10 protein-coding genes are annotated in these 13859 nt (G+C 73.5%); 4 read left to right on the forward strand and 6 right to left on the reverse strand.

From position 1 onward, the window contains the following. Window positions 1-355 precede the first annotated feature (355 nt). Window positions 356-733 (forward strand): PH domain-containing protein, encoded by a 378-nt coding sequence (locus NCC78_RS16500; protein ID WP_250795465.1) that lies wholly within the window; start codon window positions 356-358, stop codon window positions 731-733. On the opposite strand, the gene NCC78_RS16505 is transcribed toward NCC78_RS16500, so the two are convergent. Continuing rightward, entirely contained in the window at window positions 727-1653 is a 927-nt protein-coding gene (locus tag NCC78_RS16505) for a 2-hydroxyacid dehydrogenase (RefSeq protein ID WP_250795466.1), read from the reverse strand. The genes NCC78_RS16500 and NCC78_RS16505 overlap by 7 nt on opposite strands. A 197-nt stretch (window positions 1654-1850) precedes the next feature. Here NCC78_RS16505 and NCC78_RS16510 point away from each other — a divergent pair, with 197 nt between their 5' ends. From NCC78_RS16510 to NCC78_RS16520, 3 genes are all read left to right on the forward strand, one after another. After that, window positions 1851-3671 carry a SpoIIE family protein phosphatase gene (locus NCC78_RS16510; protein ID WP_250795467.1) on the forward strand — a complete coding sequence of 607 codons (1821 nt, stop codon included), beginning with the start codon at window positions 1851-1853 and terminating at the stop codon, window positions 3669-3671. 67 nt (window positions 3672-3738) lie between these two features. Beyond that, window positions 3739-4914 (forward strand): PQQ-dependent sugar dehydrogenase, encoded by a 1176-nt coding sequence (locus NCC78_RS16515; RefSeq protein ID WP_250795468.1) that lies wholly within the window; start codon window positions 3739-3741, stop codon window positions 4912-4914. Window positions 4915-4972: 58 nt separating this feature from the next. Continuing rightward, window positions 4973-6553, forward strand: a complete 1581-nt coding sequence (locus NCC78_RS16520) for a metallophosphoesterase (protein WP_250795470.1) — start codon at window positions 4973-4975, stop codon at window positions 6551-6553. A 570-nt stretch (window positions 6554-7123) separates the two neighbouring features. Here NCC78_RS16520 and NCC78_RS16525 read toward each other — a convergent pair. From NCC78_RS16525 to NCC78_RS16545, 5 genes are all read right to left on the reverse strand, one after another. After that, on the reverse strand, window positions 7124-9490 hold the full coding sequence (locus tag NCC78_RS16525; protein WP_250795471.1) for a thiamine pyrophosphate-binding protein: 2367 nt from the start codon (window positions 9488-9490) through the stop codon (window positions 7124-7126). Window positions 9491-9603: 113 nt separating this feature from the next. Continuing rightward, on the reverse strand, window positions 9604-11103 hold the full coding sequence (gene gatB / locus NCC78_RS16530) for an Asp-tRNA(Asn)/Glu-tRNA(Gln) amidotransferase subunit GatB (protein WP_250795472.1): 1500 nt from the start codon (window positions 11101-11103) through the stop codon (window positions 9604-9606). A 13-nt stretch (window positions 11104-11116) separates the two neighbouring features. Continuing rightward, the gene (gene gatA / locus NCC78_RS16535) at window positions 11117-12592 is read right to left on the reverse strand and encodes an Asp-tRNA(Asn)/Glu-tRNA(Gln) amidotransferase subunit GatA (protein ID WP_250795473.1); all 1476 of its coding nucleotides are present in this window, start codon (window positions 12590-12592) and stop codon (window positions 11117-11119) included. Continuing rightward, window positions 12589-12894, reverse strand: a complete 306-nt coding sequence (gatC, locus tag NCC78_RS16540; RefSeq protein WP_111212474.1) for an Asp-tRNA(Asn)/Glu-tRNA(Gln) amidotransferase subunit GatC — start codon at window positions 12892-12894, stop codon at window positions 12589-12591. The genes gatA and gatC overlap by 4 nt, the downstream gene beginning before the upstream one ends. Before the next feature lie 147 nt (window positions 12895-13041). Next, the coding region (locus tag NCC78_RS16545) for an EAL domain-containing protein (RefSeq protein WP_250795474.1) at window positions 13042-13859 on the reverse strand (818 nt) is incomplete at its 5' end.

Consider the following 13859-nt stretch of genomic DNA (forward strand, 5'->3'; position numbering starts at 1 on the left):
CGCGGAGCCGGCGGCGCCGGCGAGCGCCACCACGGCCAGCGCCGGCACCGCGCCGGCCGCGCCGGCCACCAGGAGCAGCGTGACCGCCGCGAGGACGACGGTCTCCGGCACGGCCGGACGCGAGGCGGGAGCGCGGAGCGGGTACGCGAGAGGCACGGCGGTCGCCTTCGTGAGGGGGCACGGGCGGTGCGACGGTGCGGGGCGCCGGACGTCGACAGTCCGCTACCCAACCGTCGTCAACGAGCGGGACCGGAACGGGTGACGCCGAAGCGACAGTGACCCCCGTCACGTGGAACGGTGCGCCCCCGTGCCGCCCGGCGCGGACCGGGCCGGGCCCGGATGGGATCATCGGAGGGTGAGCAGCTCCGAGACCGTCCGCTTCCGGCACAACCAGGCGATCCTGGTCGCCGCGGTCATCGCCTTCATCGGCGCCCTGCCGCTGGCCGACGCCCAGTGGTACCTGCTGCCGGTCCTGCTGGTCCCGCTGGCCGTCGGGGTGTGGGCCTGGCGGGCGGGCACCGACGCCGACTCCCGCGAACTGCGGCTGCGGGCACTCGTAGGGCAGCGGCGGATCAGCTGGGACCACGTGGTCGAGCTGACCGCCGACCCGCGCGGCCGGGCGGTCGCCCGGCTCGACGACGGCGAGCAGGTACTGCTGCCGGCCGTGAAGGGCACGGAGCTGCCCCGGCTGGTCTCCGCCACCGGGCAGAGCCTGCCCGGCGCGGCTCAGTAGCCCTCGACCACCGCGTTGATCAGCGGCTCGCCGGCCGCGAACCGCCGCACCTGCTCACCGACCAGCCGGTACGCCCTCGGCAGCAGACCCCGCACCGACCCCGCCACATGCGGGGTGAGCAGCACGTTGGGCAGCGTCCACAACGGATGGTCGGCGGGCAGCGGCTCGGGGTCGGTGACGTCCAAGGCGGCCGAGATCCGGCCGCTCCGCAGCTCGGCCACCAGCGCCCCGGTCCGGGCCACCGGCCCCCGGGCCGCGTTGACCAGCAGGGCACCGTCCGGCATCGCGGCGAGGAACTTCTCGTCGATCAGGCCCCGGGTCTGCCCGGTCAGCGGCACCAGCACCACCACCACGTCGGCCTCGGGCAGCAGCACCGGCAGCTCGTCGACGCCGTGCACCCCCTGCTCCGGTCGGGCGGTCCGGGCCACCAGGGTGAAACTCACCTCGAACGGCGCCAGCCGGGCCCGCACCGCGGTCCCGATCGAGCCCGCCCCGACGATCAGCACCCGCTTGCCGGCCAGCTCGTCGGTGGGGGCCACCTCGTCGTACGCCCACTCGCGCCGGGCCTGCGCCCGGGCCAGGGCGGGGAAGGCCCGCAGCTGCGACAGGATCGCGGCGACCACCCACTCGGCGGTGGAGGGATCGTGCACGCCCCGGGCGTCGCAGAGCATCACCCCGTCGGGGACCCGCCCGGCCCAGGCGTCCGCGCCCGCGGAGAGCAGCTGCACCACCGCCACGTCGGGCAGTTCCGCCAACAGCGCGGTGGCGTCGGCGCCGGCCAGGAAGGGCGGCACCCAGAACCGGACCCCGGCCACCTCCGAGGGGAGCCGGGTCGGATCCTCGACCGCCTCGACCGTCACGCCCGGGGGCAGCTCGCCCAGCAGTGTCCGACCGGCCTCGTGCGGGATCCATACCTTCACGCCCGCCGACGATAGGCCCCCGACCCGGATCCCGGCCGGTCGGGGCGCGCCCGGCACCCGAACGGGCCGCCGCCGCCCCGGCTCCGCCCCGTGATCAGCGTGACTGTCCACTGGACGGGTCGATCGCGGGCCCGACGGGGTATAACCGAGGCTCGGAGCGCCGGCCGGCCTCCCAGGAGTCCACAGACAGGTGGTCAATGACCGAGGGCATGCGCGAGGACTCCGCGAGGCGTGCCGCCCCGATCCCGGCGCTCAGCGACCCCGACCGGCTGCGGTCTCTCGCCGAAACCCGGTTGGGGGCCGCCCCGGACGAGGCGTTCGACCGGTTCGCCCGGCTGGTCGCGGACCTGCTCGACGTGCCGGTCGCGCTGGTCTCCCTGGTCACCGCCGACCGCCAGTTCTTCCCCGGCGAGACCGGCCTCCCCGAGCCCTGGGCCGGCCGGCGGGAGACCCCGCTGAGCCACTCCTTCTGCCAGCACGTCGTGGACATCGCGGTTCCGATGGTGCTGCCGGACGCCCGGCTCTACCCCCGGGTGCGGGACAACCTGGCCGTGCCCGACCTGGGCGTGGTGGCGTACGCCGGCATGCCCCTGACGGACCTGGACGGCCGGGTCCTCGGGTCGCTCTGCGCGATCGACAACAAGCCGCGCGCGTGGACGGCGGAGCAGCTGCGGACCCTCGCCGACCTGGCCGCCGCGTGCTCGTCCGAGCTGCGGCTGCGGATCGCGTTGCAGGGCGCCGAGCAGGCGCGGCAACGCAGCGAGGAGGCGCACCAGCGGTTGGACCTGCTGGCCGGGCTGAGCGAGACCCTGGCCGGGACGTTGGACGTGGACACCGCGCTGCGCCGCCTCGGCGACACCATGGTGCCGCTGCTCGCCGACTGGTGCCTGGTCAGCCTGGTCGGCTCGAACGGGTCACCCCGGGACGTGGTCTCCGCCCACCGGGACCCGACCCGGGCCCGGGACGTCACCCGCTTCGCCGAGCTGATGGGCACCCGGCTCGGCCCACAGTCGATCACCCGGGCGGTGCTACGCACGGGCCGGCCCGTGCTGGGCAGCGCGGCCACCCTCGCCGACGTGCGACGCGGCACGATCGGCGCGGAGATGTCGGAGATCGCCGCCCGGCTGGGCTTCGCGTCGCACCTCAGCGTCCCGATCACCGACGCCGGCCGGGGCCGGGTGCTCGGCTGCATCACGCTGGTCAACGGGGCGCAGCGGCGCCCCTTCGACGACGGCGACATGATCACCGCCCTGGACATCGGCCGCCGCGCTGGGCAGGCGATCGCCAACAGCTGGATGTACGGCGAGCAGCGGCACGTCGCCCACGTCCTGCAACACAGCATGCTGCCGCAGCTGCCCACCACGGACGACCTGGAGCTGGCCGCCCGCTACCAGCCCGCGGCGGACCGGGTGGAGGTCGGCGGCGACTGGTACGACGCCTTCGTGCAGCCCGGCGGGGACGTGATCGCAGCGATCGGGGACGTCGCCGGCCACGACATCGAGGCCGCGGCGACCATGGGTCAGCTACGCAACCTCGTGCGGGGCAACGCCTACGGCCGACCGGACGCGGTGGGTGAGCTGATGACCCACCTGGACGGCGCGATGCGCGGGCTGCGCATCCCCGTCGCCGCCACCGCCACCCTGGTCCGGCTCCGGGCCGACCCGGCCGGCGGTCAGTGGGTCACCTGGTGCAACGCCGGGCACCCGCCGCCGCTGGTGGTGCGGGCCGCGGGCGCGGTGCAGGTGCTGGACGGGACGCCGGAGCCGCTGCTCGGTCTCGCCCGTGCGGTACGCCGGACCAGCCGGGAGACGCATCTGGCCGCGGGTGACACCCTGCTGCTCTACACCGACGGGCTGGTGGAACGGCGGGACCGGTCCATGGACGAGAGCATGGCGGAGCTGGTCGAGCGGCTCGGCGGCACGTACCGGCTGGGGCTGGACGAGTTCTGCGACCTGCTGCTGACCGCCGCGGACAGCCGGGAGGACGACATCGCGCTGCTCGCCGTCCGGGCCCGCTGACCCCGTCCCGGCAACCGGTCCGTTCCGCCGGGCCCGGATGGACGGGTGGGCGGCTACCCTGGGCCGGGTGAGCGCCCGTCCCCCGTACCCTCGCACCCGCCGCCTCCGCGCGGCCCTCGCGGCGTCCTGCGCGGCGCTGCTGCTGGCCGCCGGCGGTTGCAGCCTCGGTGAGCCGGAGCCGGATCCGGCCGGTGAACCGCCCACCTTCCCGACCCCCTCGGCGACGGCGAGCCCGGGCGGGGCCGGCCAGGAGGTGGTCACCACCGTGCTGGCCAAGGGGCTGCGGGTGCCGTGGGCGATCGCCTTCCTGCCCGACGGCGCGGCCCTGGTCACCGAGCGGGACAGCGGGCGGATCCTCCGGGTCGGCCCGGAGTCGGGGCCCGACGGGCTGAAGGTCACGCCGGTGCAGACCATCGCCGACGTGGCCGCGGGCGGCGAGGGCGGGCTGATGGGCATCGCCGTCTCACCCGCCTACCAGCGGGACCGGACGGTCTTCGTCTACTACACCACGGAGCGGGACAACCGGATCGCCCGGCTGGAGCTGAGCGGGCAGCCGACCCCGATCCTCACCGGCATCCCCAAGGCGGGCATCCACAACGGCGGTGGCCTCGCCTTCGGCCCGGACGGCCACCTCTACGCCAGCACCGGCGACGCGGGTGACCGGCCGCAGTCCCAGGACGTCAAGCGCCTCGGCGGCAAGATCCTGCGGATCACCCCGGACGGCAAGCCGGCGCCCGGCAACCCGTTCCCGAACTCCCCCGTCTGGTCGTTCGGGCACCGCAACGTGCAGGGCTTCGCCTGGGACGCCGGCAAGCGGATGTACGCCGTCGAGTTCGGCCAGAACACCTGGGACGAGATCAACCAGATCACCAAGGGACGCAACTACGGCTGGCCGCAGGTCGAGGGGCGCGCCGACGACAAGCGTTTCGTCAACCCGATCACGCAGTGGCCGACCTCGGACGCCTCCTGCTCGGGCCTGACCGCGGCGGACCGGCTGCTGGTCACCGCGTGTCTGCGCGGCAAGCGGCTCTGGCTGGTGGAGCTGACCGACACCGGCACCGTGCTCGGCCAGCCCCGCGACCTGTTGACCGACCGCTACGGGCGGCTGCGTGCCGTCGCCGTGGCTCCGGACGGCTCGATCTGGGCGAGCACCTCCAACCACGACGGCCGGGGCAATCCGGAGCCGGAGGACGACCGGCTGCTGCGTCTGGTCTTCGCCGGTGGCGGCGCCGGCCGCAGCTGACGCACCGACTCGCCCGGGGTTTGCCAAGATCCTCCCTTGGGCAGGTGACAATCTCAGCATGGACGGGCAGGAGAACGAGGAACGGTCCACCCGGGGCGACGAGACCCCGGTGACCGGTCGTGCCCGGCGTCTCGCGCCGCGGCGTCGGGGCGCCGCCGACCGGAGGGGGTGGCGCCGCGGCCTGCGCGCCGCGGGCGTGACCCTGGCGGTCGTGACCGTCGCCCTCGCCGGGGTGGTGATCGGGGTGCTCGCCGGTGGCCGGGTCACCACCGACATCGGGCCGTTCCAGGCCGAGCTGACGGTGGCCCCGGCGATCACCGGCAGCACCACCGTCGACGTTCCCCCGCTGGGCGCGCTGCTGCTGGACAGCCACGACGGGCCGACCCACCTCAGGGTGGACCTGGGCGCGCTGGACCAGAGCCGCACCGAGGCCCTGCTCGACGACCCGGCCAGCATCAACCAGGCCAGCCAGTCGGCCGTCGAAGACGTCCGCGAGGGCGTGATGCGACTCGGCATGCGTACGCTCGCCTCGGCGGTGCTGGTCACCCTGCTGCTGGCCCTGCTGGTCTTCCGCGACGCCCGCCGGGCGGCCTGGGCCGGCGCGCTGGCCCTCGTGATCACCGCCGGCAGCCTCGGCGCCGCCGCAGCGACCCTCCGCCCCCAGTCGATCGAGGAGCCGCGCTACGAGGGGCTGCTGGTCAACGCGCCCGCGATCGTCGGCGACGCCCGCCGGATCGCCAACGACTACAGCAAGTACGCCGAGCAGCTCCAACGCATCGTCGGCAACGTCAGCCAGCTCTACACCACCGTGTCGTCGCTGCCCGTCTACGAGCCGGCGCCCGGCACGACCCGGGTGCTGCACGTCTCCGACATGCACCTCAACCCGACCGGCTGGCAGCTCATCCGCACGGTGGTGGAGCAGTTCGACATCGACGTGGTGATCGACACCGGGGACATCACCGACTGGGGCAGCGAGCCGGAGGCCTCCTTCGTCGGCTCCATCGGCCTGCTCCGGAAGCCGTACGTCTACATCCGGGGAAACCACGACTCGGGGAAGACCGCCGCGGCGGTGGCCCGCCAGCCGAACGCGCGGGTGCTCAGCAACTCAACCACCACGATCGCGGGACTCACCATCGCCGGCATCGGCGACCCGCGCTTCACCCCCGACAAGAACACCTCACCGGCCGGCAGCGGCCTCACCAAGCAGGTGGCGGACCAACTCATCGACGTCGGCGACCAGCTCGCCGCCACGGTGCGCAGCTCACCGAGCCCGGTGAACATCGCGCTGGTCCACGACCCGGCCTCCGCCGGCCCGCTCTCCGGCACCTGCCCGCTGGTGCTGGCCGGGCACACCCACAACCGGCAGATGTCGAAGCTGCCGCAGGTGCCCGGGCGGACCTCCACCCAGCTGATGGTGCAGGGCTCGACCGGGGGTGCCGGGCTGCGCGGCCTCGAGGGCGAGAAGCCCACCCCGCTGTCGATGAGCGTGCTCTACTTCGACAAGGACAAGATGCTCCAGGCGTACGACGACATCACCGTCGGCGGCACCGGACAGGCGCAGGTGAACCTGGAGCGGCACGTGGTGGAGAACCCGAAGGCGGGCGCCCCCGCTCCGGTCACCCCCACCCCGACCCGCTGACCCCGACCCGCTCAGCCCAGACCCGCTCAGCCCAGACCCGCTCAGCCCAGACCCGCTGAGCCTGACCCGCTGACCCCTGACCCACCTGCCGCCTGAACCATTGCGCCTCCGCTTGGGTGACCGCGCGCCCCGGGCAGCAGGTGGGCCTCGCAGAGGATCTGGAAGCCGCGTTACGGACCGTGAGGTGCAGCCTGCTGCTGCCCCACACCATCGAGCCCTTTGCTCTGCTGCCCAATACGCACCGGTTACTCACAGCAGTCGCGACAGCTCTGTCAACCCAGCAGAAGGCCTGGTAAACAGGGCGGTGCGTATGTGGGTGCAGAGCAAAGCGTCGGATGCGGTCTGCGGGGAGCAGGGTCCACGGTGACATTGAGTGACCGTGCCATGTTGTCACCCTGTGTGAATCCAGGATCTTCGGCTGAGCTGCGCGTCCGGCGCATCGTCCACGCTCTCCCACCCACGCTCCCCCGCCCGCGCTCTCAAGCCCGCGCCCTCAAGCCCGCGCCGTCAAGCCCGCGACGGCCCGACGGCCCCGACGTGAGGGAACGCGCGCAGGAACGGTCATGGGCGTCAGCGGAGGGACAGGGCGGCGAGGGCGGCGTTGACGATGCTGCCGGGGAGCAGGTCGTGCAGCTCGTACAGCTCCCGGACGCTTCCGGACTGGCCGAACTCGTCCACCCCGAGCGGCACCGCCGGGGCACCGAGCGCCGAGCCGAGCCAGGCCATCGCGTGCGACGCGGCGTCGTGCACGGTCACCACCGGCACCCGGTCGACGAACGCTGAGCGCAGCGCGCCCGGCACGCTCGGCACGGTCGCCGTGCGGACGCCCTGGCGCAGGGTGCGCTGCCAGGCCCGGTAGAGCCGGTCCAGGGAGGTGACGTCAACGACGTGCGCCGCGATGCCCTCCTCGGCGAGTTCCGCCGCGGCCGCCAGCACCTCCGGCAGCACCGCGCCGGAGGCGGCCAGCTGCACCACCGGGGCGTCCGCCAGGTGCGGGTACGCCTGGTGGGCGTCCACCAGCCGGTACGCCCCGGCGACGGCCTGCCGGCGCAGCACCGCGTCACCGAGCCGGGCCCGGGCCGCTTCGAAGGGCGCCTGGTCGATGGGGCGGGTGCTGAGCCGGAAGTAGTACGCCCCGTCCTCCGCCGGCGCGGCCGTCGCCGGCGGCGTCGACCCGCCGGCGATCTGGCCCAGCGCGTCGCAGAGCAGCCAGTCCAGGGTGGCCGCGTACGCCGGTTCGAGGAAGGTCACGCCGGGCAGCTCCAGGCCCACCGAGGCGGTGATGGTCGACTGGTGCGCGCCGCCCTCCGGGGCGAGAGTGATGCCCGACGGGGTGCCGGCGACCACGAACCGGGAGCCGGAGTAGGTGCCGTAGAGGAACGCGTCGAGCCCCCGCAGCACGAACGGGTCGTAGACCGTGCCGACCGGCAGCAGCGGCTGGCCCGACAGGTCCCAGGAGAGCCCGAGCTGGCCGAGCAGCAGGAACAGGTTCATCTCCGAGATGCCCAGCTCGATGTGCTGGCCCGAAGGGCTCTCGGTCCAGCGCAGCATCCGGTCCTCCGTCCAGGAGCGCTGCTCCGTCGGGGCGAACACACCGGTCTTGTTGATGAACCCGGCCAGGTTCGTCGAGGTGGCCACGTCCGGCGCGGTGGTGACCAGGTGGCGGCCGACCTGGGCGTCGCGGGCCAGCTCCACCAGCACCCGGCCGAAGACCTCCTGCGTGGAGATCGGCTTGTTCGCGCGTACCCGGGTGCTCTCCGGGACGGTGACCCCCAACGCCCGCTCGCGGGGCGCGCGGGACAGGGCCTCCCGGCGCTCGCCGGCCCGGATGCCCGCCGGGGACGCCGGGTCGAGGCGGTCCCACTCGGTCTCGGCGGTCAGGCCGCGCGCGGCGCGCAGGGCGGCGACCTGCTCCGTGGTGAGCAGCGCGGAATGGTTGCGCGGATTGCCGGCGATCGGCAACCCCCAACCCTTGACGGTGTACGCGAAGACCACGCTGGGCCGGTCGGTGACCGCGTCGCACTGGGCGTACGCGTCGAGCATCGCCGCCAGGTCGTGCCCGCCCAGGTCGGTGACGAGCGGACCCAGCTCGTCGTCTCCGATGTCCGCGATGAACTCGGCGATCCCGGCCGGCGCGCCGTCGAGGAACTGCTTGCGCAGCGCCGGCCCGGCCAGCCCGAACAGCGACTGGTACTGCTCGTTCGGCATCAGGTCGATCCAGTCGCGCAGCCGCTCGCCGCCCGGCCGGGCGTACGCCTCGGCGAGCTTGCGGCCGTACTTGACCTCCACGACGTGCCAGCCGGCAGCCTCGAACTGGCCGCGCCACTGGTTGATCCGCACCCCGGGCACCACCCGGTCCAGCGACTGGCGGTTGAAGTCGACCAGCCACATCACGTTGCCCAGACCCGTGGTGGCCGGATCGGCCACCGCCTCCCAGATGTTCCCCTCGTCCAGCTCGGCGTCGCCGATCAGCGCGACGAACCGGGAGTGCGGACGGGCGCCGAAGTGCGCATCGACGTAGCGGCGGGTCACCGCGGCGAAGAGCGGCGCCGCCGCGCCCAGGCCGACCGAGCCGGTGGAGAAGTCCACCTCGTCCGGGTCCTTGGTCCGCGACGGGTACGACTGGAGCCCACCGCGCGCCCGCAGCGTCGGCAGGTACGACCGGTCCAGATTGCCCAGCAGGTACTGGACGGCGTGGAAGACCGGCGAGGCGTGCGGCTTGACCGCGACCCGGTCCTCGGCGTCCAGGTGGGCGAACCAGAGCGCGGTCATCGCGGTGACCAGCGACGCGCTGGACGCCTGGTGCCCGCCGACCTTCACCCCGTCGCCGGTGTTCCGGTCGTGGTTGGCCGCGTCCACGATCCGCGTGGCGAGCCAGAGCACCCGCTGCTGGATCTCGTCGAGGACATCGAGGTCGTGCTCGGGGCGGTCGTTCACGGTGGCTCCATCCGGGCGTCGCCGTTGACGCCCTGCCGAGGGGGGTGCGGGGTGGCCGCGTACTCGAAGCCGAAGGCCGCCGCCGGGTCGGACGGCGGCCTTCGAAGGTGGGCTCAGCCCTGGGCGCTGAGGCGCTCCAGGATCAGCTCGCGGACGGTCTTGGCGTCGGCCTGGCCGCGGGTGGTCTTCATGACCGCGCCGACCAGCGCGCCGGCCGCCGCGACCTTGCCGCTGCGGATCTTGTCGGCGATGCCCGGGTTGGCGGCGATCGCCTCGTCTACGGCGGCGGTGAGCGCGCCGGTGTCCGACACGACTTCCAGGTTCCGGTTGGCCATCACCTCGGTCGGCGAGCCCTCGCCGGCGACCACGCCCTCCAGGACGGTTCGGGCGAGCTTGTCGTTGAGCTTGCCGGCGTCGACCAGGCCCTGCAGCTCGGCGACCTGTTCCGGGGTGGCCCCGACGTCGCTCAGCTCCGCGCCCGTCTCGTTGGCCCGGCGGGACAGCTCGCCCAGCCACCACTTGCGGGCGGCGGCCGGGGTCGCTCCGGCGGCGATGGTCTGCTCGATCAGCTCCACCGCGCCGGCGTTGAGCACCGACTGCATGTCCAGCTCGGACAGGCCCCACTGCTCCTGCAACCGCCGGCGGTGCAGCCGGGGCAGCTCCGGCAGGGCGGCCTTCAGCTCGGCCACCCAGACGGCGTCCGGCGCGAGCGGCACCAGGTCCGGCTCCGGGAAGTACCGGTAGTCGGTGGCGGTCTCCTTGGACCGGCCCGGCCGGGTGTCCCCGGTGTCCTCCTGGAAGTGCCGGGTCTCCTGGAAGATCCGGCCACCGGCGTCGAGCACCGACGCCTGCCGCAGGATCTCCGAACGCACCGCACGCTCGACCGAACGCAGCGAGTTGACGTTCTTGGTCTCGGTGCGGGTGCCCCACTCCTCGCCGGGCAGGTTGAGGGAGGTGTTGACGTCGCAGCGCAGCGACCCCTCCTCCATCCGCACGTCCGAGACGCCAAGTGAGCGGATGACGTCGCGCAGCTCGGCCACGTACGCCTTGGCCACCTCGGGCGCCAGCGCGCCGGTGCCGGGGACCGGCTTGGTGACGATCTCGACGAGCGGGATGCCGGCGCGGTTGTAGTCGACCAGCGACTCGGTCGCACCGTGGATGCGGCCGGTGGCGCCGCCGACGTGCAGCGTCTTGCCGGTGTCCTCCTCCAGGTGCACCCGCTCGATGCCGATGCGGACCAGTTCCCCGTTGACCTCGACGTCCAGGTAACCGTCGACGCAGAGCGGCTCGTCGTACTGGCTGATCTGGAAGTTCTTCGGCATGTCCGGGTAGAAGTAGTTCTTCCGGGCGAAGCGGCACCACTCGGCGATGGAGCAGTTCAGGGCCAGGCCGATCCGGATGGTCGCCTCGATGGCCGCCTTGTTGGCCACCGGCAGCGAGCCGGGCAGGCCCAGGCAGACCGGGCAGACCCGGGTGTTCGGCTCGCCACCGAAGTCGGTGGGGCAGCCGCAGAACATCTTGGTGTTCGTGCCCAGCTCGACGTGGGTCTCCAGGCCGATCACCGGTTCGTAGCGCGCGACGACCTCGTCGTACGCGGGCAGTGTCGTCGTCATCTGAGCTCCTGCCTCACAGTGCCGGTGGGGTGAAGGTGCCGACGACGCTTTCCAGCGCGGCGGCGACCCGGTACATCCGGTCGTCGGCCATCGTCGGGGCCATGATCTGCAGACCGACCGGCAGCCCGTCGGAGAGGCCGCAGGGCACCGAGATGCCCGGCCCGCCGTAGAGGTTGGTCGGGATGGTGAACAGGTCGGCCAGGTACATCTGGTACGGGTCGGAGGTGCGCGCCCCGATCGGGAACGCCACGAACGGGGTGGTCGGCGAGATCAGCGCGTCGACCTGCTCGAAGGCGGCGGTGAAGTCCCGGGTGATCAGGGTGCGGACCTTCTGCGCCTGCCCATAGTAGGCGTCGTAGTAGCCCGACGACAGCGCGTAGGTGCCGATCATGATCCGGCGCTTGACCTCGGGGCCGAAGCCGGCCTCGCGGGTCAGCGACATGACCTCCTCCAGCGACCGGTTGCCGTCGTCGCCGACCCGCAGGCCGAACCGGACGCCGTCGAACCGGGCCAGGTTGGAGGAGCACTCGCTCGGCGCGATGAGGTAGTACGCCGGCAGCGCGTACTTGAAGTTCGGGCAGGAGACCTCGACGATCTCGGCGCCCAGCTTGGTGAGCGCGTCGACCGACTCGCGGAACGCGGCCAGCACGCCCGGCTCGGCCCCCTCGCCGGTGAATTCGCTGACGATGCCGAGCTTCACGCCGGTCAGGTCACCGGTCGCGCCGAGCTTCGCGGCGGCCACCACGTCCGGCACCGGCTGCGGGATGGAGGTGGAGTCGCGCGGGTCGTGCCCGCCGATCACCTCGTGCAGCAGCGCGGCGTCGAGCACCGTACGGGCGCACGGGCCGGGGGTGTCCAGCGACGAGGAGAACGCCACCAGGCCGTAGCGGGAGGTGCCGCCGTAGGTGGGCTTCGCGCCGACGGTGCCGGTGACCGCGCCCGGCTGGCGGATCGAGCCGCCGGTGTCCGAGCCGATGGCCAGCGGTGCCTCGTACGCGGCCAGCGCGGCGGCGCTGCCGCCACCGGAGCCGCCCGGGATCCGGTCCAGGTCCCACGGGTTGTGGGTCACCCCGTACGCGGAGTATTCGGTGGAGGAGCCCATCGCGAACTCGTCCATGTTGGTCTTGCCGAGCATCACCGTGCCGGCGGCGCGCAGCCGCTGCACGATCGTCGCGTCGTACGGCGGGCGCCAGCCCTGGAGGATCTTCGACCCAACGGTGGTCGGCACCCCCTTGGTGGCCAGCACGTCCTTGACCGCGACCGGCACGCCGGCCAGCGGGCCGAGCTGCTCGCCCGCGGCCCGGCGGTCGTCCACCTGCCGGGCGGCGGCCAGCGCCCCCGCGCTGTCGACGTGCAGGAAGGCGTGCACCCGGTCGTCGACCGCGGCGATCCGGTCCAGGTGGGCCCGGGTGACCTCGACGGCGCTGGTCTCGCCGCCGGCCACCAGGCCGGCGATCTCCGTCGCGGTCATCCGCGTCAGGTCACTCATGAAGCCACATCCTCATCCAGGATCCGCGGTACGCGGAACCGCTGCTCCTCGGCGTCGGGTGCGCCCGACAGCGCCTCTTCCGGGGTCAGGCACGGCGTCACCACGTCGTCGCGCAGCACGTTCGTCAACGGCACCGAGTGGGAGGTCGGCGGGATGTCCGCCGCGGTGACCTCGCCGACCTGCGCGACCGCCTGGAGGATCACGTCGAGCTGGCCGGCGAAGGTGTCCAGCTCCTCCTCCGTGACGGCGAGCCGCGACAGCCGCGCCAGGTGCGCGACCTCCTCGCGGGAGATGGCGGCCATCGTTGCCCCCTTCGTGACGGTGCTGCTGATCGGGTCGGGTGCCGGCCGCGCGGCCGGTGGTGCGTGACGCGCGGTGACCGCAGCGAGTCTATTGTTCCGCGTCGGCGGCGCGTCCCCGACTCCCCCTCCGGGACGTACGCCGGGAGGTCAGCGGGCGTGGCGGCGGGGTATCTCCGGGTCCGGGCCGGGGGTCGGACGGACCGGACGGTAGCGGGCCAGCCAGGCGACCAGCTCCTCGGCCGGCATCGGCCGGGCGTAGAACCAGCCCTGGGCGGCGTCGCAGCCGGCGGCGTGCAGCATCCGCCAGGTGCGTTCGTCCTCCACGCCCTCGGCGACCACGCGCAGCCCCAGCGCGCCGGCCAGCTCGATCATCGACCGGACGATCGCCGCGTCGTCGCCGTCCTCGGCCATCCCCAGGACGAAGGAGCGGTCCACCTTCACCTCGGACAACGGCAGCCGGCGCAGGTGCTGCAAGGACGAGTAGCCGGTGCCGAAGTCGTCCAGCGCGATGCCGACGCCGATGCGGTGCAGCCGGGAGATGGTGGCCAGCACCCGGCGCGGGTCGGCCATCAGGGCGCCCTCGGTGATCTCCACCTGCAGCCGCTGCGGCGGCACGCCGTAGCGGGTGAGCCGGTCGTCGATCTGGTCGGCGATCTCCCCGGTGTGCAGGTCCCGCACGCTGACGTTGAGCGCCGCCCGCAGGCCGATCCCGGCGGCCGACCACTTGGCGAGCTGTTCCACCACGTCGTCCACCACCCGTCGGGTGAGCAGCCGCATCACCGCGCTCTGCTCGGCGACCCGGATCAGCTCCTCCGGGTCGACCATTCCCCGTCGGGGATGCCGCCAGCGCAGCAGTGCCTCCACGCCGACCACCTCGCCGGTGGCGATGGCGATCTGCGGTTGGTAGTACATGGTGATCTCGCCCGGATCGCCGGCCGGGTCGGTGTCCGCGCCGCGCCGCCGCG

It is taken from the genome of Micromonospora phytophila, assembly GCF_023656545.1.
GTDB classification, from domain to species: domain Bacteria; phylum Actinomycetota; class Actinomycetes; order Mycobacteriales; family Micromonosporaceae; genus Micromonospora; species Micromonospora phytophila.